21 protein-coding genes are annotated in these 22,364 nt (G+C 61.8%); 6 read left to right on the plus strand and 15 right to left on the minus strand.

The annotated features are described in order from the left end of the window. Positions 1 to 473: 473 nt before the first annotated feature. The 3 genes from IB272_RS27870 to IB272_RS27880 all read left to right on the plus strand — a co-directional run bounded on the left by IB272_RS27870 (position 474) and on the right by IB272_RS27880 (position 4,316). Positions 474 to 2,123 carry a caspase domain-containing protein gene (locus IB272_RS27870; protein WP_192357334.1) on the plus strand — a complete coding sequence of 550 codons (1,650 nt, stop codon included), beginning with the start codon at positions 474 to 476 and terminating at the stop codon, positions 2,121 to 2,123. 320 nt (positions 2,124 to 2,443) lie between these two features. Further along, on the plus strand, positions 2,444 to 3,055 hold the full coding sequence (locus IB272_RS27875; RefSeq protein ID WP_034791852.1) for a TetR/AcrR family transcriptional regulator: 612 nt from the start codon (positions 2,444 to 2,446) through the stop codon (positions 3,053 to 3,055). Positions 3,056 to 3,092: 37 nt separating this feature from the next. Continuing rightward, positions 3,093 to 4,316 (plus strand): MFS transporter, encoded by a 1,224-nt coding sequence (locus tag IB272_RS27880; protein WP_060604799.1) that lies wholly within the window; start codon positions 3,093 to 3,095, stop codon positions 4,314 to 4,316. 160 nt (positions 4,317 to 4,476) lie between these two features. Here the strand turns inward: IB272_RS27880 and IB272_RS27885 are convergent, their stop codons facing one another. Next, entirely contained in the window at positions 4,477 to 5,046 is a 570-nt protein-coding gene (locus IB272_RS27885; protein ID WP_063891283.1) for a 2'-5' RNA ligase family protein, read from the minus strand. A gap of 113 nt (positions 5,047 to 5,159) precedes the next feature. Beyond that, positions 5,160 to 5,909 (minus strand): exonuclease domain-containing protein, encoded by a 750-nt coding sequence (locus tag IB272_RS27890; protein WP_060521192.1) that lies wholly within the window; start codon positions 5,907 to 5,909, stop codon positions 5,160 to 5,162. Here IB272_RS27890 and IB272_RS27895 point away from each other — a divergent pair. After that, positions 5,909 to 6,046 (plus strand): hypothetical protein, encoded by a 138-nt coding sequence (locus tag IB272_RS27895; protein WP_156623649.1) that lies wholly within the window; start codon positions 5,909 to 5,911, stop codon positions 6,044 to 6,046. The genes IB272_RS27890 and IB272_RS27895 overlap by 1 nt on opposite strands. Before the next feature lie 153 nt (positions 6,047 to 6,199). On the opposite strand, the gene IB272_RS27900 is transcribed toward IB272_RS27895, so the two are convergent. The 6 genes from IB272_RS27900 to IB272_RS27925 all read right to left on the minus strand — a co-directional run bounded on the left by IB272_RS27900 (position 6,200) and on the right by IB272_RS27925 (position 13,813). Next, entirely contained in the window at positions 6,200 to 7,639 is a 1,440-nt protein-coding gene (locus tag IB272_RS27900) for an NAD-dependent succinate-semialdehyde dehydrogenase (protein WP_034805416.1), read from the minus strand. Between the two features lie 177 nt (positions 7,640 to 7,816). After that, positions 7,817 to 9,433, minus strand: a complete 1,617-nt coding sequence (locus IB272_RS27905; protein ID WP_060607960.1) for an ABC transporter ATP-binding protein — start codon at positions 9,431 to 9,433, stop codon at positions 7,817 to 7,819. Continuing rightward, positions 9,430 to 10,248 carry an ABC transporter permease gene (locus IB272_RS27910; RefSeq protein WP_060518987.1) on the minus strand — a complete coding sequence of 273 codons (819 nt, stop codon included), beginning with the start codon at positions 10,246 to 10,248 and terminating at the stop codon, positions 9,430 to 9,432. The genes IB272_RS27905 and IB272_RS27910 overlap by 4 nt, the downstream gene beginning before the upstream one ends. Continuing rightward, on the minus strand, positions 10,245 to 11,189 hold the full coding sequence (locus IB272_RS27915; RefSeq protein WP_034803329.1) for an ABC transporter permease: 945 nt from the start codon (positions 11,187 to 11,189) through the stop codon (positions 10,245 to 10,247). Before IB272_RS27915 ends, IB272_RS27910 begins: the two co-directional genes overlap by 4 nt. A gap of 15 nt (positions 11,190 to 11,204) precedes the next feature. After that, entirely contained in the window at positions 11,205 to 12,764 is a 1,560-nt protein-coding gene (locus IB272_RS27920) for an ABC transporter substrate-binding protein (RefSeq protein WP_348646823.1), read from the minus strand. 137 nt (positions 12,765 to 12,901) lie between these two features. Beyond that, positions 12,902 to 13,813 (minus strand): GntR family transcriptional regulator, encoded by a 912-nt coding sequence (locus IB272_RS27925; protein ID WP_060582123.1) that lies wholly within the window; start codon positions 13,811 to 13,813, stop codon positions 12,902 to 12,904. A gap of 131 nt (positions 13,814 to 13,944) precedes the next feature. On the opposite strand from IB272_RS27925, the gene IB272_RS27930 reads away from it, so the two are divergent. Beyond that, positions 13,945 to 15,063, plus strand: coding sequence for a C45 family peptidase (locus IB272_RS27930; RefSeq protein ID WP_060607951.1), 1,119 nt, complete (start codon positions 13,945 to 13,947; stop codon positions 15,061 to 15,063). 57 nt (positions 15,064 to 15,120) lie between these two features. Beyond that, the gene (locus tag IB272_RS27935; RefSeq protein WP_060607948.1) at positions 15,121 to 16,449 is read left to right on the plus strand and encodes an aminotransferase class III-fold pyridoxal phosphate-dependent enzyme; all 1,329 of its coding nucleotides are present in this window, start codon (positions 15,121 to 15,123) and stop codon (positions 16,447 to 16,449) included. Positions 16,450 to 16,707: 258 nt separating this feature from the next. Here IB272_RS27935 and IB272_RS27940 read toward each other — a convergent pair whose 3' ends face one another. The 7 genes from IB272_RS27940 to IB272_RS27970 are packed head-to-tail and all read right to left on the minus strand — an operon-like array spanning position 16,708 to position 22,296. Beyond that, on the minus strand, positions 16,708 to 17,649 hold the full coding sequence (locus IB272_RS27940; RefSeq protein ID WP_060582121.1) for a carbohydrate kinase family protein: 942 nt from the start codon (positions 17,647 to 17,649) through the stop codon (positions 16,708 to 16,710). Beyond that, positions 17,646 to 18,155 carry an ureidoglycolate lyase gene (locus tag IB272_RS27945; RefSeq protein ID WP_060607946.1) on the minus strand — a complete coding sequence of 170 codons (510 nt, stop codon included), beginning with the start codon at positions 18,153 to 18,155 and terminating at the stop codon, positions 17,646 to 17,648. Before IB272_RS27945 ends, IB272_RS27940 begins: the two co-directional genes overlap by 4 nt. Continuing rightward, positions 18,152 to 18,892, minus strand: coding sequence for a BtpA/SgcQ family protein (locus tag IB272_RS27950; protein WP_034803342.1), 741 nt, complete (start codon positions 18,890 to 18,892; stop codon positions 18,152 to 18,154). The genes IB272_RS27945 and IB272_RS27950 overlap by 4 nt, the downstream gene beginning before the upstream one ends. Before the next feature lies 1 nt (position 18,893). Beyond that, on the minus strand, positions 18,894 to 19,694 hold the full coding sequence (locus tag IB272_RS27955; RefSeq protein ID WP_127890328.1) for a GntR family transcriptional regulator: 801 nt from the start codon (positions 19,692 to 19,694) through the stop codon (positions 18,894 to 18,896). A gap of 22 nt (positions 19,695 to 19,716) precedes the next feature. Then, on the minus strand, positions 19,717 to 20,577 hold the full coding sequence (locus tag IB272_RS27960) for an ABC transporter substrate-binding protein (protein ID WP_060519001.1): 861 nt from the start codon (positions 20,575 to 20,577) through the stop codon (positions 19,717 to 19,719). Positions 20,578 to 20,608: 31 nt separating this feature from the next. Then, the gene (locus tag IB272_RS27965) at positions 20,609 to 21,373 is read right to left on the minus strand and encodes an amino acid ABC transporter ATP-binding protein (protein ID WP_060519003.1); all 765 of its coding nucleotides are present in this window, start codon (positions 21,371 to 21,373) and stop codon (positions 20,609 to 20,611) included. After that, positions 21,370 to 22,296, minus strand: coding sequence for an amino acid ABC transporter permease (locus IB272_RS27970; protein WP_034803346.1), 927 nt, complete (start codon positions 22,294 to 22,296; stop codon positions 21,370 to 21,372). Before IB272_RS27970 ends, IB272_RS27965 begins: the two co-directional genes overlap by 4 nt. Positions 22,297 to 22,364 lie beyond the last annotated feature (68 nt).

A 22,364-nucleotide genomic window follows, 5' to 3' on the forward strand; every position in this document is an offset into this window, starting at 1 on the left:
TCGTACGCACTTCTTCAGCGCGCGGAATTGTAATCCACCGGCCTGTGCACGGTCAGTTTCATCATCAGCGATTGCGACCGTCGGGACGGCCAGCGCTGTAAGCAGGAGAAAGATCCTCACCATGTTCGCTCCTTCGAAATTAAGTAGATTCTAAATCGACAGTAGTGGGAGCCACTCGTTCTTTAGTCATTCTGAACTAGTACCGATGGATATTTATGAGCAGTCAGGATTATCCATTTTTCCATGCGGGCAGTTTGGAGTAACCACACGATCAGGAGGCCCCTTTTTAGACCAGCAACCGTCGATTGTTGATCTCATCTGCTTTCCGACGTCGATTGACTACATCTTCCGGCAGGATCATTCTTGATGTTCCCGTCGCGGCCTTTTGGGGCCGCTCCGATGAAGTGACGGCAACGGTTGCGCGCTGTGGCTGTCAAACGCTCGGCTCGGGATCGGAGTGGTGGAGCTGCTTCATGAATTCCCTTCGTGCCGCTGTCTTGCTCTTGCTCTTTTTTGTGGGCTCCCCCGTCTGGGCCGAAAAGCGCGTCGCGCTGGTCATTGGGAACTCCGCCTATAGACACGCACCTCAGCTCGCGAACCCGCAAAATGATGCCGGCGACATGGCGTCGAAATTGACAGCACTGGGCTTCGTGGTGGTAACGGGTCGGGACCTCGATTTGACAGGAATGCGGGGAGTGATCCGAGAGTTCGTCGGCAAGGTCGAAGGCGCAGACGTGGCGCTTTTTTTCTATGCCGGGCACGGGCTGCAGGTGAACGGTGGCAATTATATCATCCCGATCGACGCGCAGCTGAAATCGAACAATGATCTAGACTTCGAGGCGCTGCCGATCGAACTCGTGCTTGCTGCCATGGAGCGCAACGCCAAGGTCAATCTGGTTTTCCTCGACGCTTGCCGTGACAATCCGCTCGCTACGACTTTGGCTCGGTCGCTTGGAACACGGTCCGTGGTCGTCGGTCGAGGCCTGGCCAAGCTCGATACTGGTGTGGGGTCGCTGATTGCGTTCGCCACGCAGCCGGGAAACGTTGCGCTCGACGGGGCCGGTCGAAACTCCCCGTTTACGTCGGCCTTGCTTCAACACCTCGGCACACCCGGGCAGAGCATAACGGATGACCTGATTGCTGTGCGTCGCGCCGTTTTGCAGGTCACCGGCGGTAAGCAGATTCCCTGGGATAGTTCCTCACTGACGGGCCCGGTTGTGCTGAACCCGGCGAAAATCCCCGAGACGCCAACGAACTCGGCGGTGGTCACATCGGACACCGACAGAAGTGTGGAGCTTTCCTTTTGGAATTCCATCAAGGACGCGACCGAGAGGAACTTTTTTGAAGCCTACCTTCAGCAATACCCAAGCGGCGCATTCGTCACGCTTGCGAAACTGAAAATCGCAGCGATTGAAGCGCGGGATAAGGAACGGGAGACGGCTGAACTGGGGCAGGGCGACCTCAAGCGTGCCGCCCTGCCGAAGGTCACCGGCGTGCCACCCGAACTTGCTAAACTTGAGCAGACCACACCAGGCTTGAAGGGATCAAGCGATCCGACCAGCCAAATGAGTGCCGGTGAGCTCACACTGATCACCCAAAGGGAACTGGTGCGTGTCGGATGCCTTGAGCAGGTGGACGGCAAATGGGGTAGCGGCAGTCAGAAGGCGCTGCAAGCCTATGCCGAACGCAAGGGGATCAAGCTTGCCTCGCTCACCCCCACCGAGGAGCTCGTGAATAGTCTGAAGGCGGCCGGTGGCCGTGTCTGCCCCCTCGTCTGTGGCAACGGAATGGAAGTCCGCCGAAATCGTTGCGTGGCGGCTGGTTTGAGCGTGTTCAATGGCGTGTGGAAGCTAACGAGGCACGCGACGACGGACTGCGGTGATTGGCGTGAGCTTTCAACGTCCATCCTGGTAAATGACGGCGTTGTATCCTCCAGCTCGGGGCTTGCGGGGAAAGTCGCGAGGAATGGGACTATTAATATGACCCTCACATTCGTCCATAAAGGCCGCAAGGGCGGCAACATCCTCACCGGCATGATAAAGAACGACAAAGGGAAAGGCAGGTTCAAGGGGACCGGGGCGGGCAGCGGTTGCTCAGGAACTGTCACGATGAGCAGGATGTAGTCTGAAACTCCCCGGCATGGGCTCTTGCGAATCGATCGCCCTCAGGTGCTTCCGTCGACGCCGTGGACATGAATGCCTGGAGATCGACGGCATTCACGGTGGAACGCCCACGGACAACTTGTCTGCGCTCTGAGCCAACGCTGCAGCTCCTGTCAGCCAATGTGCTCGATACCAAGCGTAATGTGGGACATCGTCAACTGCAACGGGTTCGATCTAAGCTCGCGCCACTCGTCTTTCCAATAGATGCCGATCGATAAGCGGCTTGACCAAATCTCTTTGACGGCCTATTAGGGAACGATCGTTTCCTAATAGGCCGTCAAATGAATTCCGAAAGAAACTCCCATCGCTCCGTCGGGCGCCCCCGCGAGTTCGACATGACCCAAGCTCTGGATGCGGCGATCCGCATATTTTCGGAGAGGGGCTATCACGGAACCTCCATCGCAGAACTGAAAGCCGAAATGGGACTGACTGCCGGCAGCCTGTACAAGGCGTTTCAGGACAAGCGTGACATCTTCGTCGCTGCCTACGACCGCTATAAACAGGTCCGAGCTGACCTTCTGGAACAGGCATTGTCTTCAGCCTCCACCGGTCGCGAAAAGGTTGCCCGCGTCGTCAGTTTCTATGCCATGTCCGCCTGTGGTGAGACCGGCAGGCGTGGATGCCTGGCCATCGGTGCCGCCGTGGAACTGGTTCTGTCCGATGCCGAGATCGCCGCCAAGGTCGCAGGACACAATCGCAAGCTCGTCACGCGGCTCGAAGGTTTCATTCGCGATGGCCAGTTAGATGGTTCAATTCGCCATGACGCCGATCCCGCGAGTACCGCGCTTGCGCTATTTTCCTATCTGCAGGGCGTGCGTATCGCCGGCAAGACCGGAGAGCTGGAGAACCAGCTGCTCCCTTCCGGTGAAGCAATCTTGCGCATTCTCGACTGATCAACCCGCCCGTCTCCTTTCTCCCAAGGCACATTCCATGACAACTCCAGCTTCCCTCGCCCAGTCGCAGCGCCCGGCCGGTCTCTCCGTCGGCATGACTTTTCTGATGGCCGCCGCCTGCGGCCTGATTGCCGCCAACCTCTATTATACGCAGCCACTCGCCGGGCCGATCGCACTCGACATCGGCCTACCGGCTGAGGCAACAGGCTTGATCGTGACCGTGACCCAGATCGGCTACGGCCTTGGGTTGCTGCTCCTCGTGCCACTGGGTGATCTCCTCGAAAATCGTCGGCTGATTGTGACCATGATCAGCCTGGTTACTCTTGCCCTGATCGCGGCCGGGCTCTCCACCACACCTGGACCCTTTCTCACCGCTTCGCTCGCCATCGGGCTTGGCTCGGTTGCTGTCCAGATGATCGTGCCGTTCGCTGCCAACCTTGCACCGGATGCCGTTCGGGGTCGCGTCGTTGGCAATATCATGAGCGGTTTGATGGTTGGGATCATGATGGCGCGGCCGATTGCCGGATTAATTGCCGGCGTCAGCTCCTGGCATACCGTGTTTTATGTTTCCGCGATCGTCATGGTCGGGCTTGGAGCCCTTCTATGGACGCAATTGCCGACCCGCATGCCTGCGGCGGGTCGATTGAGCTACGGCCAGCTGCTCAAGTCGATGGCCCAGCTTCTCGCGACGCAGCCGGTCCTGCAGCGGCGCGCCGCCTATCAGGCCTGTCAGTTCGCCGCATTTAGCCTCTTCTGGACCGTGACGCCGCTTTATCTTGCCGGGCCCAGCTTTGGGTTGGGTCATAATGGCATTGCGCTTTTCGCCCTGGCCGGTGTTGCGGGCGCAATTGCTTCGCCCATCGCTGGGCGCCTTTCTGACAAGGGATTGGTGCGGCCGGCAACGGCATTCGGCCTTGTCAGTGTCGCGGCCGCTTTTCTGATGACGCAAATCTCTGAAGGTTCGACCTTTGCGCTCACATTTTTAACGCTTGCTGCAATCCTGCTCGACTTCGGCGTCACCATGACGTTGGTGACGGGGCAGCGCTCGATTTACGAACTCGGCGCGGACTTGCGCAGCCGGCTCAACGGCTTGTTCATGGCAATCTTCTTCACCGGCGGCGCCATTGGCTCTGCCCTGGGTGCCTGGGCATTTGCCTCTGGTGGATGGTGGCTCGCCTCCATGATCGGCCTCGCACTGCCCGCCACAGCGTTCGCCATCTTCCTGACCGAGACCCGGTCAGAACGATGCTCGGAGAGTTGAGCGAGTTCGGCATCGCATCCGTCATCGATGTACGCCTCCGCGCGATGTGACGGGTAGGCGGTCTCTTCCTGGTGCGGCCCACAGTCTTCTTTCGAGGTCTCTGTGCCCCGACCCTGTTGGTCATAAGCGCGCGGATAAAGCATCTGTCCGCCCATGTGGCTCAGCGATGATCGTCAACGATCGCCGCTGAGCCGGCCAATGGCGCTGTACGGAGAGCGGAGATCTCGAAACAGACCGCTCGTTCGAGCTGCCAAGGTCCGCCTAGATATCTCCAGAGATCCAGGCCCTCCAGCGTCAACGATCGTGGTTTGAAATCGTGTGTCAGTTGCCGGTGCAAGGTGTCTGCGGCTGACCGCGAAACCCTGTTCTGGACGGTGATATGCGGCTGCCACCTCTGCATGTCCTGACCGCCCAGCCATGGCATGAAAGCGCGCTTTAGTTCTGCATAAAGGTCTTCAAGCTCAAGACTTCTGATCGTGAACGCCACACCCGCGCCGAGATGGCGAACACTGGCTGCCTGCGCGCGGATCTGGTCACGCTTGGTGGCCGCGGCCTGCAATTCTCCAACGATCCGCTCGAGGTGTTCGCCCGGTAAACGATGAAACATCGTGAGGTGAGCGCGGAGGAAGTTTCGCTCCGACGGGAAATGCGCGTTTCGAAGGCGATCGAAGATCTCAAGATCGATCTCCGCGATCCGGGCTGTGAGGATAAGCGGTTTGCGTGTCTTCAAGGCAATTCCTGTCGATGCTGAGTAGAGTACTTCACCAAGGCAGATCACCGCGTTCGCCGAGCGCCACCCTGGTGCCGCCCTTCATTCGGCGCATGCGCGACGCACAGTTCCAGTCATAGCAAGGTTTGCTGCACTGGCTCGTCGGCAGCGGTAGGTTCGAATTCACCGCGCCTTTGCAACTCGGTCTGGGCGCTGAAGCGGATGTCGCTATCTCTATCGCGAAGAAATTCGGTGAGCGTCTCCGTACTAAGGCGATCCCAGCCCTTCCCACGATCAGGCCCGGAGGGCACGCGCGGCAACAAGCCCGGCTCGGCACTCCACGCCAGCAACTGATCGAGCGATGCAGCGTTCAACAGATCGCGCAGATGATGGGCCGTCACGTAGGCATCCGGCATGCCTCGATGGGCCGGAAGACCTATCTCGTGAACGAGCCCTTCCGGCATACGCTGGTAGCGGAGCATCTGGTTGGAAAATCGTGGCAGATCAGGCCAAATCCGTAGGGCGCACTTCCAGGTACAGATCCAGGGCAAGCCGCCGGTGAGACGAGGCGTGCAATACCGTTGTTCGAAGGCTGCACGATGTGCGGCCAACGCGTCGATCCCGCCGTGCGGATGCAACACTTCTGGCGCCACATTTTTCCAGTAGGGCGCGCCGGCGACTTGCTCGTCGAGAATATGATGGATGGCCATCGTGTCGGGCGAAATCGGCCGACCCGGATTGACCATCAATGCGCCGCGTTCGTCGTTGACGACCCACCGTCCATTGTCTTCAAGGACCACGTCCTGCCACCCGATTTCGCAGACGTCGTTCGGTCCGTTGCCGGCCGTTTCCAGATCGATGACGCGAACGCGGGATGTCGACAATGCCTGCTGTCCTTCGTCCTACTGCGGCCACCATGCTTTCGATGCGAGCCGGCCACTACGGCTTTCTCTCCTCCACCATCAAGGCAGCGGTGCTCAATTATCTAGTGCCGCAAGGTCATGCCTGCCACTTCGAATGACGTTGTGCAAAGTCGAACTTCTATCCCTCACGAGCCATACCTCGTTGTCCAAGGACTGAAACCGTCAGGGTTGTGGAAAATTCGCCACTGTATCCACGGAATTCCGCAAGAGGACGTCGTCGCTCCTCAGACCACGTTTCAGATGCTGCGGTGTCAGACGCTCTTTCGCGTGACGAAGCGTGTTTCCAGATAGGCCTCGATCGCTTCGGAACCGCCCTCGGTGCCGTAGCCGGAATCCTTGATGCCGCCGAAGGGGACTTCGGGGAGCGCCAGGCCCAGATGGTTGATCGAAATCATTCCGCTTTCGACCTCGCTTGCCAGGCGGTGGGCGCTGCGCTCCGATCCGGTAAAGGCATAGGCCGCAAGACCGAAGGGCAGGCGATTGGCCTCGTTGATCGCCTCGTCGAGATCATGGAAGCGATTGATGATCGAGACCGGGCCGAACGGCTCGTCGTTCATGATCCGGGCGGAAAGCGGCACGTCCGCCAGAACCGTCGGCTCGAAGAAGTAGCCGCGGTTGCCGATGCGATGGCCGCCGGTCGCCAATCGGGCACCATGCTCGAGCGCGTCGGCAACCAGGCTTTCGATCGCCGGGATGCGCCGCTCGTTGGCAAGCGGCCCCATGTCGACGCCGGCTTCGAGACCGTTGCCGACCTTGATCGTCTTCGAGGCGGCGACGAAGCCGTCGAGGAACTGATCGGCGACGCGCTCCTGCACGAGGAAGCGGGTCGGCGACACGCAGACCTGGCCGGCATTGCGGTACTTGCTGGCGGACATGATGGCGACGGCGCGTTCGACATCGGCATCATCGGTGACGATGACAGGCGCATGCCCGCCCAGTTCCATCGTCGCGCGCTTCATGTGCTGGCCGGCAAGGGCCGCCAGCATCTTGCCGACCGGGGTCGAGCCGGTAAACGACATCTTGCGGATCACCGGATGGGCGATCAGGTATTCCGAGATGACCGAGGGCACACCGTAGACAAGGTTGACGACGCCGGCCGGAAGCCCGGCATCGACGAAGCAGCGGATGAGTTCGGCCGGCGACGCCGGTGTTTCCTCGGGCGCCTTGACGATGATCGAGCATCCGGTGGTCAGCGCCGCCGACAGCTTACGCACCACCTGGTTGATCGGGAAGTTCCAGGGCGTGAAGGCGGCAACCGGACCGACCGGCAGCTTGACGGTCATCTGGGTGACATCGGGTGCGCGCGGCGGAATGATCTGGCCGTAGGCCCGCTTTCCCTCCTCGGCGAACCACTCGATGATGTCGGCGGCGCCAAGGATCTCGCCCTTCGACTGGGCAAGCGGTTTGCCTTGCTCGCGCGTCATCAGAAAGGCAATGTCGCCGGCCCGTTCGCGCAGCAGGGCGGCTGCCGACCGCATCACCTGGGCGCGGTCGAAGGCGGAGGTTGCCCGCCACGTCTTGAAGCCCTTCTCGGCGGCCGCAAGCGCCTCATTGAGGTCTTCCACTTCGGCCCAGGCCACCTGGCCGATCGTTTCCTCGTTGGCCGGGTCGATGACGGGAATGGTCTTGCCGGAACGCGCCGGCCGCCAGGCGCCGTCGATATGAAGCAGGATGTCTGGGTAGTGAGCCATGGGAAACCCTTTACTGAATGAAGTTCGCCGCTTTGAGCGCGATGCCGTAGGATCAGGTCAATGGGGAACAGGTCGCCTGGCCAGGCGACCTTGACTGGAAAGCGATGCGGCCACCGGGTCCCAAGCCGAAGGCGCCAGGCGCGACGACTTAAGTTTTTGTGGCGCGAGCAGCTCCCGTCAAGCGGCGCGCCAGACGAGATCGATGCCTCCGCCGGCCGCCGGCGTCAGCATAGGTACGGCAGACAGGAGCTTGCGCGTATAGGCCGAGGATGGGCGGTCGAAGATCTCGTCGCGGCTGCCCTGTTCTTCGATAACGCCCTTGTGCATGACCACAACTCTATCGGCGATCTGCTCTACGACGCCCAGGTCATGGGAGATGAAGAGGCATGCAAAACCTTGTTCTCGCTGCAGTTTGCTCAAAAGGGTGAGGATCTGGGCCTTTACGGTCAGGTCGAGCGCTGAGACCGCCTCGTCGGCGATGACAAGGTCGGGCCGGCGAGCAAGCGCGCGGGCGATGGCGGCACGTTGCCTTTGCCCACCGGAGAGTTGATGCGGAAACCGCTCGGCGAATTGCGGAGCGAGACCCACTTCGGCGAGCACCTCATCGACCCGCGCACGGCGGTCTGCGGCGCGCATCGATTTTTCGTGCCGGAGCGGCGCTGCCACGATGTCGCGGATCCGCATGCGCGGATCGAGCGAAGAGTAGGGATCCTGAAACACCATCTGGCAATTGGCGCGGTAGTCGGCGAAGCCGCTGCTTTTGCGATTGACCACCTGTCCGCGGAAGGTAAGCGTGCCCTCATCCGGTTGCAGCAGCCCGGCGATGATGCGGCCAAGCGTCGTCTTCCCGGAGCCGGAACCTCCGACCAGCGTGACGATCTCGCCAGGATGGATATCGAGATCGATGCCATGCAAGACAGGCTTTGCGCCCGTGCCGCTGCCGTAGGCAAGCTTCATATTTCTGACGCTGGCGAGCGGAGCATTCGGTGCGACTGCACGCGCCGGCACGCGGCGCGGCAGGGCCGAAAGAAGTTTCCGGGTGTAGTCGTGCCGCGGCATGCGGAGGAGTTCGGCCGTTGTCCCTTCCTCGACGCAGACACCCTTCTGCATGACCAGCACGCGATCGGTATATTGCGCCACCATCGCCATGTCGTGGCTGATCAGCACCATCGCGGTGCCTTTCTCTTCGACCAGCGCATGCAGCAATTCCAGCACGTCACGTTGCACGACGGCGTCGAGTGCGGTCGTCGGCTCGTCCGCGATCAAGAGCGCCGGTTCGAGCAGCATAACGGAGGCAATCATGATGCGCTGCCGCATGCCACCGGAAAACTCATGCGGGAAAGCACGGATGGCTGCGTCCGGATCGGCAATGCCGACACGTTTCAGCATGGCCAGGATTGCGCTTTGACGCGCTGACGCGTCCATTGTCGTGTGCAGTGCCAGACCTTCCTCCATCTGGCGGCCGATGGTGAGCGCCGGATTGAGCGAGGTCATCGGCTCCTGGAAGATGAGCCCGATGCCCTTGCCGCGCAGCTTACGCAGGTCGTCCGGCGCAAGCCCGCTCATATCGCGGCCGGCAAACCGGACGCAGCCCCCGCGCCTGACGATCCCGGGCGGCAGAAGGCCGATGACAGCGCGCATCAACATCGACTTGCCCGAACCGGATTCGCCGACGATGCCAATGCGTTCGCCAGCGCGAAGAGTGAGGCTGACGCAATCGACGACGGGTGGTGCCATCGCAGCCGAGGTGCCGAGCACGAGTTGCTCGACGGTCAGGAGTGGTAGCTGGGTCATTGCGTGCCTCTCATTTTCGGGTCGAGCCTATCCCGCAGCGCATCGCCAAGCAGATTGATCCCGAGCAACGCAACGGAGATGCAAAGGCCCGGAAAGATTGCAAGCCAGGTCGCCTGGGCGAGGTAGGGGCGGGCAGCGGCCAGCATGTTGCCCCAGGTCGGGGCCGGTGGCGGCACGCCGAGGCCGAGGAAGGAAAGCGCGCTTTCAGATAAAAGTGTCCACCCGAACATCGACGTTGTCAGGACCGTCAGCGGCGCGATGCAATTCGGCAGGATATGGCGCAGCAGCGTGTAGATTTCGGAATCGCCTGCAATCCGGGAGGCGTCAATGAATTCCTTCTCCCGCAACGAAAGCACTGTGCCCCGAACGATCCTTGCTACGGACGGCGTGTAGGCAATGCCAAGCGCCAGCACGATGCCGAATTTGTTGGCGCCGAAGATCGCAAGCAGCCCAAGCGCAAGCAGGATGCCGGGAAAGGCGAGCAGGGCATTGGTGACGGCGACGAGCACCCGATCGGTCCAACCGCCGACATAGCCTGAGATGGCGCCAAGCGCGGTGCCGAGCACAGTTGCGATCGCGACCGTGGCAAGGCTGACGATGCCGCTCGCCGACGCGCCGAGCATCAAGCGGGAAAGCACGTCGCGTCCGAATTCGTCGGCGCCGAGCAGATGCCGGGCCGAGGGGCCGGCGAGGCGTGCCTTCATGTCGAGCGCCATCGGATCATAGGGCGTCCAGACGGAGCCCAGGCAGGCGACGATCACGAAGGCGCCGACGAACAGGCCGCCAACCAGCGCATTGGCAGAAAGGGTCTTCATGTGATTTTCACTCGCGGATCAAAGAGCGGGTAGCACAGGTCGACGATCAGGTTGACCAGCACGTAGATGACCGCGATGAAGAGCAGGCATCCCTGAATGACCGGATAGTCGCGGCCGAAGATCGCATCGACGAGGAGCCGCCCGAGACCCGGGATCGTGAACACGGTTTCGACGACGGCGATACCGCCGAGCATGTTGCCAAGCACCAGGCCGATCAGCGTCAGCGTCGGCGCAAAGGCGTTGGGGAACACATGGCGCCACAGCACCGTTCGCTCGGGCAGGCCCTTGGCGCGCGCATGAGTGATGTAGTCGAGCCTGAGAACTTCGAGCGCCGAGGCGCGGGCCATGCGCAGAAGCACGCCGATCTCGTGTAGGAAGAGCGTGAGGATCGGCATCAGCACATAGAGCAGCCCGCGGCTCGGGTCTTCGGCGACGGAGACGTAGCCGACCACCGGCAACCATCCGAGCTTGAGGCCGAAGATGAGCAGAATGACGAGACCGAGCCAGAAGGTCGGGATCGACAGAAGCAACGCGGCGATCGACACAAGGGTGAAATCAAGTCTGGAGTTCTGGCGGAGGGCGGCGATGAAGCCGGCCGGAACGGCGACCAGCGAGGCAAGGGCGACGGCAACGAGGACGATGCCGGCGCTGACCTTGAAACGCTCGATGATGAGATGGGTCACCGGCTCCTTCGTAGTGATCGACGTCCCGAAATCGCCCTGCAGGACGCTGGTCAGCCAGATCGCAAACTGCGTCAGGATGTTCTTGTCGAGTCCAAGGTCCGAGCGCAAGGCAGCGACACTTTCCGGCGACGCCATGTCGCCGAGCAGCAATGCTGCCGGGTCGCCCGGAACAAGGCGTATCAGGAAGAAGACGACGACGGCGACGAGGAAAACCGTCGGAACGGCCATTCCTATCCGCGAAAGGATGAAGCGCAGCATCTCGAGCGAACTCTCTTACTCGGCGATCGTGACTTCCCACGCCCTCGGCATGGAGAAGATCGAGGCCGCGTAGTTCTGGACGTGTTTCTGGTAGGCCGAAGCCTCGAGCCCGTTATAGAGCATGATGAAGGGCACGGTTTCCAGGAAGCGCGCATGTAGCTTGTCGAAAAGCTCCTGGCGCTTGGCCGGGTCGGAATAACGCACGGCGTCGGCGAGCATGGCCTGCGCGTCCGGATCGTCCCAGACCTTGCGCGGCTCCTTGTCCTTGTTGCCCATGACGGAGTCCATGGTCAGTGCGGGGTCGTAGCGTCCCGAATAGGGAAACACCATCGCCGTATAGTTGCCGCTCTGATATCGGTCGAGTTGTGCCGCCCACTCCAGCACTTCGAGTTCCGCGGATATTCCGACCTGCTGCAGCATTGCCTGTGCCACGATTGCCGCATCGTAGGTGTTGGAGTAGCGCGTATTGGCGATGAGTTTGATCGGCTGGCCGTTGTAACCGGCTTCCTGCAGCAGCGCCTTTGCCGCCGCGGGATCGTAGCTGTAGCCCTGGGTCTGGGCTGGGGAGTGGTATTTTGAGGTCGGCGGTATCAGCGAGTTGTTGGCCTTGCCGAGACCGAGCGTAATTCCCTCGACCATGGTCTTGGTGTCAAGAGCCATGGCGATGGCCTTGCGGATGCGCATGTCCTTGAGCAGCGGATCGCGCGTCTGCAACAGGAGCGCGACGATGCCGGGATTGGTCGCCAGCGAAACGGCGGTATCGGCGTTCTGCTTGAACTCCTCGACATCGGCATAGGGAACGTCCGGTACGATATCGATGTCGCCATTGAGCAACGCAGCCTTGGCGGAGGAGCGGTCGGGAATGACGGCGAAGCGGACGGCCTCGACAAGCGGACGCTTGGCGCCGGTGTAGCCGTCCCGCTTTTCTTCGCTGCGTACCGCGTAGTCGGCAAAGGCTTCGAGGTCGATGAATTCGCCCTTACGCCATTCTTTGTACCGGAAGGGACCGGTGCCGACAGGCACGTTGAACGAGCCGTCGGCGTTAAACGATGATTTGTCGAGTATGCCGGTCATGCCGCAGTCGGTTCTGGCAAGCGTTGCCTGAAAGAGGGCGTTCGGCTTTTCGAGCTTGAAGACGACGGTTTTGTCGTCGGGTGCCGTGACCGATACGACATGGGCGGCGCCGCCCGCGGCAAAGTCGTTGCGGCATCGCCATTTTGTGGCTTCGTCCATGTAGCGGTTCCAGTTCCAGACGACGTCGGCCGAAGTCAGCACGTTGCCATTATGGAACTTGACGCCATCCCTGAGCTTAAACGTGTAGGTCAGGTCGTCGTCCGAGACAGCGACCTCCTTGGCAAGCAGCGGCTTTACCGAGGCGTCCTCGCTATATGCAACGAGACCCTCGACTATGTGCAACACGACGGCGTCGCTGTTGGCGTCTCGGTTGACGCCCGGATCAAGGCTGCGGATGTCGGCATTGAGTGCGATTTTCAGCGTTTCTGCTGCGGCCGGGCCGCAGGCCAAGGTCAGCGTTAGTGCTGCGGCCGACGCGGCCAGTCTCTGTCTACGGTTCACCTCAGTTCTCCTCTTTGTGGTCTGCCCGGTTTTCCGGTTGAGCGAACTGTGCCTTTTGTTTGATCATAATGCAATACGAAAAATCGCAAACCTTCTCGGCCTCCCCAAAAGGGGGGCAAATGCGCTCTCGGCAGGCGTTATCTTTCGCTGCGGATCCGGTCCTCAACTTTCTGCAGCGTCGATTCAAGGTGGCGCCGCAGCGCAAGCTGGGCGAATTCGATCTCGCCGGAGCCAATATACCGGAGGATCTGGATGTGCTCCTTCAGCGACCTCTCCATGCGCTCGGGCCGGAGCCGATCGAATACCGAGGATTCGCGCAGCAGTCTAAGGTCGTTCTGCATGCGCACGGATTGCAGGATGAAGCGGTTGCCGGACCAGGTGGCGAGTGTCTCGTGGAAGGAGGCGTTCAGTTTTAACCAGCTGTCGCGGCTGATGCTGCCGGCGGCATTGATCTGGTCGAACATGCTTTCATGTTCGGCAATGAGGGCCTTGAGCGCATCCGGATCGGCGCGGTAGTTCGGCTCGGCAAGGCCTGCAAGCTCGATCGCGATGCGAAAACGATAGCTTTCGGCCAGGCTTTCTGCGCTGTCGAGCGAATCGACAAACGCCCATCCGTGGCCGCGCTGGCGGTGAATGAGGCCCTGCGAGGATAATTGCGTCAACGCCTTGCGGATCGTCCCGCGCGCAATGCCGTAGCGTTCCGTCAGCTCATTTTCCGACACTTCCTGCGGAATGGTGCCGACAGAGCGGTCGCGCAGGATCTGCTGCTTGAGGCGCTCCGTTTCGCTCTCACTGAATGTCTCGATGTAGGTGCCGTTGCCGAGATCGGTGGCGGCGACAAAGCCTTTGTTGGGGATGAGGCGCACGAGATCCTTGGTCGCAAGGATTTCGAGAGCGGCCCGCATCGGTGTGCGCGATACGCCAAACATTGTTGCCAGGGTCTTCTCGACAATCGGATGACCTGCCCGCCAGCCTTCTTTTTGTGCCTGAAGCAGGATCTGCCGGGCAATGTCGATCTGCAACGCGCTCGGGCTGCTTTCCGTGCTCATCAACTGGCTCCAGGGTCTGGTCGGTCTTTGGGTTGCGCTTCTGACATAGCTGTTCGATTTCCTCTGGACAATTCCTTGTGATAGTGCATTTTAACGATACAAAACGCAACATAGAGTGAAAGAGAAGACAGATGACCGCCGCACCGTTTCCGTTCGTTTCGATCTCAGGAACTCCGCTCGAGCGCGGGCGTCAGTATGGGCTGCAGGCGAAGGACCGTGTGCGTCGCAGCGTCGAACTGTATGCTGGTCGGCTTGCGACGCTCGGGGTCTTGGCCGACGACCTGAAGTCGATCGTTGCCGGCTATGTACCGCTCATCGAGGCGTTCGACCCAAACTTCGTGGTGGAGATGAAGGGTATCTCCGAAGGTGCGGACTTGCCGTTCGAGCACGTCGTCCTCATCAATGCCCGTACTGAGATCCTTGCGAGGGCACGAAGGACCCAGGCTGCGAGGGCTGAGCATTCGGGCGACGGCTGCACCGGTGTCGTTGTCCTGCCTGAGCGCAGCGCCACGGGAGAGCTCGTGCACGCGCAGAACTGGGACTGGATGGCAGAATGCGCGGAGACGGCGATTGTCTTGCGCGTCAAGCCGGATGAAGGTCCGTCCTATCAGACGTTCACGGAGGCCGGTGGCCTTGCACGCAGCGGCATGAACGACAAGGGCATCGCCGTCACGGCAAATTATCTCGAGAGCGACCGCGACTTTGCCGGCGACGGCGTGCCGCTAGCACTCATCCGGCGCATGGTCCTGCAACAGGAACATCTGGCGATGGCCATGCGTGCCGTGGCCGGAACGAGGAAGTCGGCGTCGAACAACATCATCGTGAGCCACAAGGATGGCTTTGCCGTCAGCTTCGAATGCGCACCGGACGAAGCGTTCAACATCTATCCGGAAAACGATCTCATCGTGCATGCCAACCATTGGCAGAGTCAAACGGCGCTTCTGAAATTGCGTGAGCAGGCTCATTCAAGCTGGTCGGACAGTTTTTACCGCGACTGGCGCGTTCGCCGCATTCTCGAAAAGTCCGACAAGATCGGCGTCGCCGAGGTCAAAGCCGCGCTTTCTGACAAGTTTGGTTATCCCTACGCCGTCTGCCGTCCGCCGCATCGTTCGTCCCGCGGCCATGTCTCGGCGACAGTCGCGACCATCGTGATGCGGCCGGCGGCAGGTGAAATGGAACTCGCGGTGCTGCCGGCCGACAATCCGAGCTTCAAGAGCTACCCGACCTATCGCGACGAAATTGCCGCTTGAACCTTGGTCGCCGTCGCCTCGCGCGCGCTCTGCCCATTCACAGAAGGTCCACATGCCATGGATACGCTCACCACGCCCGGCCCGAACAACCTTGATGCCTACTGGATGCCATTTACGGCCAACCGGGACTTCAAGGCGAATGCTGAATTCATCTCCCGTGCCGAAGGGCTCTACTACTTCACCAGCGGCGGCCACCGCCTGCTGGACGCTATCGCCGGGCTTTGGTGCGTCAACGTTGGCCATGGCCATCCGCGCATCGTGGAGGCGATCCAGAAACAGGCGGCGCGGCTGGACTTCGCATCCTCGTTCGGCCTCGGGCATCCGCTGGTCTTCGAATATGCCAACCGGCTAACGTCGATTGCGCCAGAAGGCATGAACCGCGTGTTCTTCACCAATTCCGGCTCGGAAGCGGCCGATACCGCGCTCAAGATCGCGCTTGCCTACCATCATGCGAGGGGTGAAGGGCAGCGCCAGCGCATCGTCGGGCGTCAGCGCGGTTATCACGGCGTCGGTTTCGGCGGCCTGTCGGCTGCGGGCATGGGCCCGCACAAGAAGCAGTTCGGCATGCTCTTGCCCGGCACGGTGCATTTGCCGCACACGCATGATCCGGCGAAGAACGCCTTCAGCCGCGGTCAGCCGCCGCACGGGGCAGAGCTGGCCGATGCGCTTGAGCAGATGATCGCGACCTACGATGCATCGACGATTGCTGCCGTCATCGTTGAGCCGGTCGCGGGATCGACCGGTGTTCTCGTTCCGCCGGTCGGCTATCTCGAGCGGCTGCGCGAACTCTGCACGCGCCACGGCATCCTGTTGATCTTCGACGAGGTCGTCACCGGTTTCGGTCGGCTCGGCCATGCTTTCGCGGCCGACCGCTTTTCGGTAAAGCCCGATCTACTGATGGTGGCAAAGGGCATGACCAATGGCGCGGTTCCGATGGGCGGCGTCATTGCCAGCGATCGCATCTACGATGCGATTACCTCAAAGGCGGCACCAGGTACGGTCGAACTCTCCCACGGTTATACCTATTCCGGCCATCCGCTGGCGGCCGCCGCCGGATTGGCGGCGTTGGACGTTTATGTTTCCGAGGGGATTTTCGAGCGGGCAGCGAGGCTCGAACCGCACTGGGAGCAATGTGCGCACAGCCTGAAGGGGCTGCCCGGTGTCGTCGACATCCGCAACCTCGGTCTGCTTGCGGGCATCGAGCTTGGCGAAAACGCCGCCGTCGGCAAGACACTCGCCAAGAAGGTCTATGAATTCTGCTTCGAACGCGGCGTGCTCATTCGTCCGGTCGCAAACACGATCGTCTTGTCGCCGCCTCTGACGATCGGCAAGGACGAGGTCGAAACGATATATGCGACCATCGCCGCAGCCCTTCGAGCAAACTGATATCGCAAAGCTGACACCCCAACGGGCTCGAGGAGTGTCCTGCGGCTCGATCGCCGCGTGCTACCTTCGATGGCCTTCTGCGCCCGGCCTCCCGCCGATGCCGCACGACCAGACGGTGGGCCGGTACGCGTCGTGATCGATGCAAACGGCGACGGGAAATCCGGGTAGGTGCGCCCCGTGATCGGCCAAACGCTTGTGTTTGTCATGGTTCGGGAGAACCGCAGGGCCTGCGGTTCGTGTGCGCTCCATGAGGCCAGTTCAGCGATCCTGGTGGCGGTGCCGCCGGCGCCAGGCAAGGACATCTTCGGGTGTTGCCTTGCCTGCGCGCGGGCCATGGATGGTGACGGCGCGCGAAGCGGCCGCGACTGCGAAGTCGAGCGCCTCCTCGAAGCTCTGGTCCTGCGACAGGCACCAGGTGAGCGTTCCACCAAAGGTGTCGCCGGCACCAGTCACGTCGACGACTTTCAAAGTAAAGCCGGGCACGCGCAAGACCGTTTCATGGTTGCGAGCCTCCGCGCCGTCGGCGGCCAGCGTCCGCACCACTCGGTCGATTTGGTGCTCTCGCATCCAGTCGCCGATGAGGTTGATGTCGTCGTGGCCGAAAGCGGTGTGGAAACCGATCTGGTTGAAGATGACGACAGCCGCGCCGGTCAGATAGGGCATGTCCTCGGGCGTGCAGCCGCCGACGTCGAGATCGAAGATCGCCCGGCGCCCGTTGGAATGCAGGTCCCTGAGGAGATCGGCTTGCTTCAGAACGCCGTTTTGCGTCTTGGCGTGCAGACGGCGGACGCGATAGAGCGTGGTGTAGAGGTAACCCGGCTGGCGCAACGCTTTCAGACTGGCGCCTGAAAGCCACATCGGCTGCTCGCCCATCTCGACGGTGAGCACGATGTGCTCGCCCTCGACGAGGAAGATGAAGTTGCGCGATTCCGGAATGGCCGGATCGATCAGCATGTGATCGACGCCGACGCCATTTTGCCTGAGATCGGCGATCAGGCGCTCGGACAATGGGCTGTCGTTGAGCAGCGATATGAACTGCGTATCGCCGCCAAGACCGGCGTGCACGACGGCGGCGTTGGCGATGGAGCCGCCGGCTTCGGCCGGAAGCTCCTTGACCATGCCCTTGTCGGCGCGGCCGGGCCAGCGGTCGGCGGTGTAGTATTCGTCGAGGGCGACATCGCCAATGAAGAATGCAGTCATAAGGTTAGTCCCGTGCCCGCTGCCGCCGACACCTTTATCGGACCGCCCGAAACTGCTACCCATGGGCTTTCGCCGAGGCCGCAGACGGCCATCCAGTAATAGGGTGCGGGGCCGGAAACGCCGCGGCAGGCATCGTGCCAGACATTGCGATCCATGACGACAGCCTGCCCGGGCGCGATGACGAAGGCTTCGATCTCGTCGCGATCAGGTGCTTCGCCATCCGACGCCGGCGCAACCGCAAGGACAACCGGTTCAGCGAGACAGAAGATCGCCTCTTCGGTCAGCGGGTGCCGCTCCATCGCGCGGCAGTCCCAGGGCGCTTGTCCGCCACGGGTGATGCCGAGATGACCGCGGCCGTCGATCAACGGCGTTTTCGTAAAGCCGTCGTTCCAGCCGTCGCCGACAGTCCAGAGGACCTTGCCGTCCGTGTCACCGGTCAGGTCGTACACCCGGCCGTAGCGGGAAAAATTGTCCGGGGTCACCGGCCGGGCGTGGACGACGTTCATGCCGCACTCCTGATCGCGCGCACGACACGCATCAAGCCTGCGACATGGGCGGCTTCGACCCGGCCGGTGTCCTTGTGATCGTGCTTGAACCAGCTGCCGACGACGGCGCCGTCGGCCTGAGCCAATTGCTCGGTGGCGTTGGCTTCGGTGAGGCCGGCGCCGATCAGGAGCGGCGTCTCGCCACCGGTCGCAGCGCGGAATCGCGCCACCTTCTCCAAGTCGGTCGGCTGGCCGGTCGCGTCCGAGGTGACGACCAGCCCGTCGCAGCGCGACGCACCGATGCGCACGTCTTCCTCCTCCAGCCGGCCTGATAGGACCGGCTGGTACTTGAACCGGACACCACCGAGGAGCAGGGCCGTCACACCGTCGCGGCGGGTCTGAAGTTCGGTCGCAAAGGGGACGTCTGCTTCGGGCGGCAGGTGGCCAGCGACGGAATCCACCTGGATGAACGAGACCGGATAGGTCCGCGCGAGCGCGAAGGCGCGGGAGTCGTCGCGCAAGACGTTGACACCGATGCGCGTTCCGAGGTCGAGGTGGAAGATCCGCTCTAGCACCCGTTCGACATCCTCGGCATCGCCGAAATAGTTCTCGACCACCAGCCCATCGACGCCTTCGCCGGCCATGATGCGGGCTTCCTCTTCGGCCTGGGCAAGCTTGGCCTGAGCGCCGTCACCGGCAAGGTGCAGCATGCCGAGGATCGGTTTTTGGATGGTAAAGGTGTCGCCGAAGCGGCTCATGTCATGTCTCCTGCACGCCGTGCGGCGCGGTCTCGCGGCCCCAGCGCGTTGCAAATTTCATCTGGACTGCCGGCGAGTAGACGATCGACGTGCGCTCGACCAACCGGTCGTCCGCGTCGAGCACATCCCCGCTGGCGCAAAGGTAGCCCGGCACGTCCTGCGCCGGGGCAAAGACCTCCCGCAGGCGATCGGAAGCCGGCACGACGGTCAACAGCAGTTCCGAACGCAGGGGGTGACGGTCATAGTCGCGGCGCAACACCTCGTAGAGGGATTGCGACGCGAAGTCGTATCGATCAAGCCCGGGATAAAGGGCGAGATCGAGCTCGGACGTGTCGACGTTCAGCCATGTCACGCTGTCGCCGTTGGCAAGCCCGCGGGCGCGCACCAGCACGAGTTGGCCGTTGTCTGCCCGGTGCTCCAGCACCTGCGTCACCGGGCGCTGGCCCTGTTTTCGGGCAAGCTCCGTGAAGCTGCCGAAGTTCCAGATGTTGTGGCTGATCGGTCGGTGCGAGACGATTGTGCCGCGGCCGCGAACCTGCTGGACGAGGCCCTCCGAAACCAGAAGCGCCATCGCATTGCGCACAGTCGTGCGGGCAATGCCGAACTGGTCGCGCAACTGGTTCTCCGAGGGAATGGCTTCACCTTCGGAAAAGTCGCCGCTCAGGATCGCGGCGCGCAGCGCCCGATAGAGCTGCCGGTAAAGCTGCTCGCTCGAATAGAGATCGAGGCGCAGCCGCGACAGTCGATCGTCAGGGCGTTCGCCCGTTGCGGTTGAGGCGTCTGGCATAGGGGGATGGGTCAAGGCAGGCTCCGGCGCGGTTCTGTTACTTCGTGGCTCCGTTTATCTTGAACTCCTCGACACCCGCCTGTTTCAAGCCGTAGCGGTCGAGGATCTGTGCATAAGTGCCGTCGGCTTTCATGGCGTCGAGCGCGCCCTTGATTGCATCGCGCAGTTGCGTGTTGGCCTTTGCAAGGGCAATGCCGTAGTGGTTGATCTCGCCAACCTCACCGATCTGGTAGAATTTGTCCGGCTCCTGCTTCATCAGGTCGAGCAGTCCTTCAAGGCCGATGACGGAAGCCTGGGCACGCCCCTGGCGGATCTGCATGATGTGCTCGGCCTGGGTCGGGATCTGAATGACGGTGATCAGCTTGTCGGCCGGGCAGATGGATTTGCCAAGGTTTTCCGCCCAGGTGACCCAGCTGGTTCCGGTCGCGACCGCAACCGTCTTGCCGCAGAGGTCGGCCTCGGCCTTGATCTCACCCTGGTGGTCGGCGGTCGAATAGAAGACGTTGCCGGTCTTGAAGTAGTCGATGAAGTCCAGTTGCGTCTGGCGTTCCACCTTGTCGGAGAAGGCGGTCATAATCAGGTCGGAGCGGCCGGTGACCACTTGCGGGATCAATTGCGGGAACTCGACGTTCTGGAATTCCGCCGTCAGGCCGAGGCGCTCGGCGATCGCCTTGGCAAGATCGATGTCGAAGCCTTTCAGTTCGGTCGAGCCGGCGTCGCTGTATTCCATCGGCGGATAGGCAAGGCTGATCGTGACGTTCAGCTTGCCGGTGTCGCGCACGGCATCCGGCAGGGCGGCGGCCAGCTTCTCGTCGGCGGCATGGGCAGCAGCCCCTGCGGCAAGGCTGATGAAGGTGGCGGAGGCAAGCGCCAGAGCCATCGGCAGCAATCGTTTCATTTCCTGTTCTCCCTTTTTTGAACTCTTGTCGTCAGGCAAGCACGCGGCTCAGAAAACTGCGCACACGCGCATCACCGGGGTTGCTAAGGACCTGTTGAGGTGCGCCGTTCTCGCGGATTTCGCCGTCGATCATCACCACGACGCGGTCGGCGACTTCTCTTGCGAAGCCGATTTCGTGGGTGACGACGATCATCGTCGTGCCGCCGCGCGCCAGATTGCGCATCACCTCCAGCACCTCACCGACGAGCTCCGGATCGAGCGCGCTGGTCGGCTCGTCGAAGAGCATGACGCGCGGTTCCATGGCGAGCGCCCGCGCGATTGCCACGCGCTGTTTTTGGCCACCGGAAAGCTGCGACGGGTAGCTCGATGCCTTGGCCGCCATGCCGACCTGCTCGAGCAGGGCCATGGCGCGGGCTTCGGCCTCGGCGCGGCTGAGACCGCGCACCACCATCGGTCCCTCGGTGACGTTGCCGAGCACGGTGCGGTGCGCAAACAGATTGAAGTGCTGGAACACCATGCCGAGCTGGCTCTGCTGGGCGCGCAGTCGCTTGACCGGCAATTCCTGCAGCGCGCCGCGGTTGAGCTCGTAGCCCATGATCGCGCCGTCCACCCACACGTAGCCGCCATTCGGTGTTTCCAGGTGATTGATGCAGCGCAGGAACGTGCTCTTGCCGCTGCCCGAGGGTCCGAGGATGCAGAGAACCTCGCCATAGGCGACGTCCAGGTCGAGACCCTTCAGCACCTCGTGATTGCCAAAACTCTTGCGGATACCGACCGCTTTAACTGCAAGTGTCATGCTTCACCCGTGACGGCCGGACGACGCGCCCAGGCTTTGAACCAGCGGCGTTCGGTGGTTGTCGTTGCGGCATCGCGGCCGAAGTGGCGTTCGAGATAATACTGGCCGATGGACAGAACCGTGGTTCCGGCCAGATACCAGACGGCGCAGACAAACAGCAGTTCGATGACGGCGCCGTTGATGAAGTAGATGCGCTGGGCCGCGTTCAGCATCTCGCCCATGGCGATGGTGGCGGCGAGCGAAGAGAACTTCAGCATGCCGATCGCGCTGTTGCCGAGCACGGGCAGGATCAGCCGAAGGGTCTGCGGCAGGATGATGCGCCGCATCGTCTGCCCGGGCGTCATGCCGAGAGTGTGGGCCGCCTCCTTCTGACCCTTGTCGACCGAACCGATACCGCCGCGCACGACTTCCGTGAGGTACGACCCTTCATTGACGCCGAGACCGAGAACCGCGGCGACGAAGGGTGTCACCACATCGACCATGCGGGCGTCAATAAGACCTGGGATGTAGAGCTTCGGAAAGATCAGCGCGATGTTGAACCAGATGAGAAGCTGGAGCAGCACCGGTGTACCGCGGAAGATCCAGACATAGAGCCAGGCGGCAAAACGCAGGATCGGGTTTTCCGAGAGCCGCATGATGCCGAAGGCAAAGCCGAGCAGCACGCCGAGCACCAGCGCGCAGGCCGAAATGAGCAGCGTCCAGCCGAAACCGGTGATGATGACACCGGCCGTCAGAAACTCGCCGACCACCGTCCACTGGATCTGCCCGACGGCGAAGGCGCGTCCGATCACCGCCAGAAGCAGGATGACGAGACCGCCGCTGATCCAGCGTCCGGGGTGTTTCAGCCGGCGAATGACGACATCGGGAGCGGGAAGATCCGACAACGACAGTGCGGGACTTGGTTTTGACTGAGACTGGTGCATGGCATCCAATTGTAGGGTTAGGCCTACAACTTGATACTGGCGCGGCCTGAGGGAGTCAAGCGGCCCCC

It is taken from the genome of Ensifer sp. ENS08, assembly GCF_014852195.1.
GTDB classification, from domain to species: Bacteria; Pseudomonadota; Alphaproteobacteria; order Rhizobiales; family Rhizobiaceae; genus Ensifer; species Ensifer adhaerens.

Excerpts from the sequence above, each read along its gene's own strand:
- IB272_RS27870 (WP_192357334.1), top strand. The coding sequence starts at position 474 with ATGAATTCCCTTCGTGCCGCTGTCTTGCTCTTGCTCTTTTTTGTGGGC.
- IB272_RS27875 (WP_034791852.1), top strand. The coding sequence starts at position 2,444 with ATGAATTCCGAAAGAAACTCCCATCGCTCCGTCGGGCGCCCCCGCGAG.
- IB272_RS27880 (WP_060604799.1), top strand. The coding sequence starts at position 3,093 with ATGACAACTCCAGCTTCCCTCGCCCAGTCGCAGCGCCCGGCCGGTCTC.
- IB272_RS27895 (WP_156623649.1), top strand. The coding sequence starts at position 5,909 with ATGCCTGCTGTCCTTCGTCCTACTGCGGCCACCATGCTTTCGATGCGA.
- IB272_RS27900 (WP_034805416.1), bottom strand. The coding sequence starts at position 7,639 with ATGGCTCACTACCCAGACATCCTGCTTCATATCGACGGCGCCTGGCGG.
- IB272_RS27905 (WP_060607960.1), bottom strand. The coding sequence starts at position 9,433 with ATGACCCAGCTACCACTCCTGACCGTCGAGCAACTCGTGCTCGGCACC.
- IB272_RS27910 (WP_060518987.1), bottom strand. The coding sequence starts at position 10,248 with ATGAAGACCCTTTCTGCCAATGCGCTGGTTGGCGGCCTGTTCGTCGGC.
- IB272_RS27915 (WP_034803329.1), bottom strand. The coding sequence starts at position 11,189 with ATGCTGCGCTTCATCCTTTCGCGGATAGGAATGGCCGTTCCGACGGTT.
- IB272_RS27925 (WP_060582123.1), bottom strand. The coding sequence starts at position 13,813 with ATGAGCACGGAAAGCAGCCCGAGCGCGTTGCAGATCGACATTGCCCGG.
- IB272_RS27930 (WP_060607951.1), top strand. The coding sequence starts at position 13,945 with ATGACCGCCGCACCGTTTCCGTTCGTTTCGATCTCAGGAACTCCGCTC.
- IB272_RS27935 (WP_060607948.1), top strand. The coding sequence starts at position 15,121 with ATGGATACGCTCACCACGCCCGGCCCGAACAACCTTGATGCCTACTGG.
- IB272_RS27940 (WP_060582121.1), bottom strand. The coding sequence starts at position 17,649 with ATGACTGCATTCTTCATTGGCGATGTCGCCCTCGACGAATACTACACC.
- IB272_RS27945 (WP_060607946.1), bottom strand. The coding sequence starts at position 18,155 with ATGAACGTCGTCCACGCCCGGCCGGTGACCCCGGACAATTTTTCCCGC.
- IB272_RS27950 (WP_034803342.1), bottom strand. The coding sequence starts at position 18,892 with ATGAGCCGCTTCGGCGACACCTTTACCATCCAAAAACCGATCCTCGGC.
- IB272_RS27960 (WP_060519001.1), bottom strand. The coding sequence starts at position 20,577 with ATGAAACGATTGCTGCCGATGGCTCTGGCGCTTGCCTCCGCCACCTTC.
- IB272_RS27965 (WP_060519003.1), bottom strand. The coding sequence starts at position 21,373 with ATGACACTTGCAGTTAAAGCGGTCGGTATCCGCAAGAGTTTTGGCAAT.
- IB272_RS27970 (WP_034803346.1), bottom strand. The coding sequence starts at position 22,296 with ATGCACCAGTCTCAGTCAAAACCAAGTCCCGCACTGTCGTTGTCGGAT.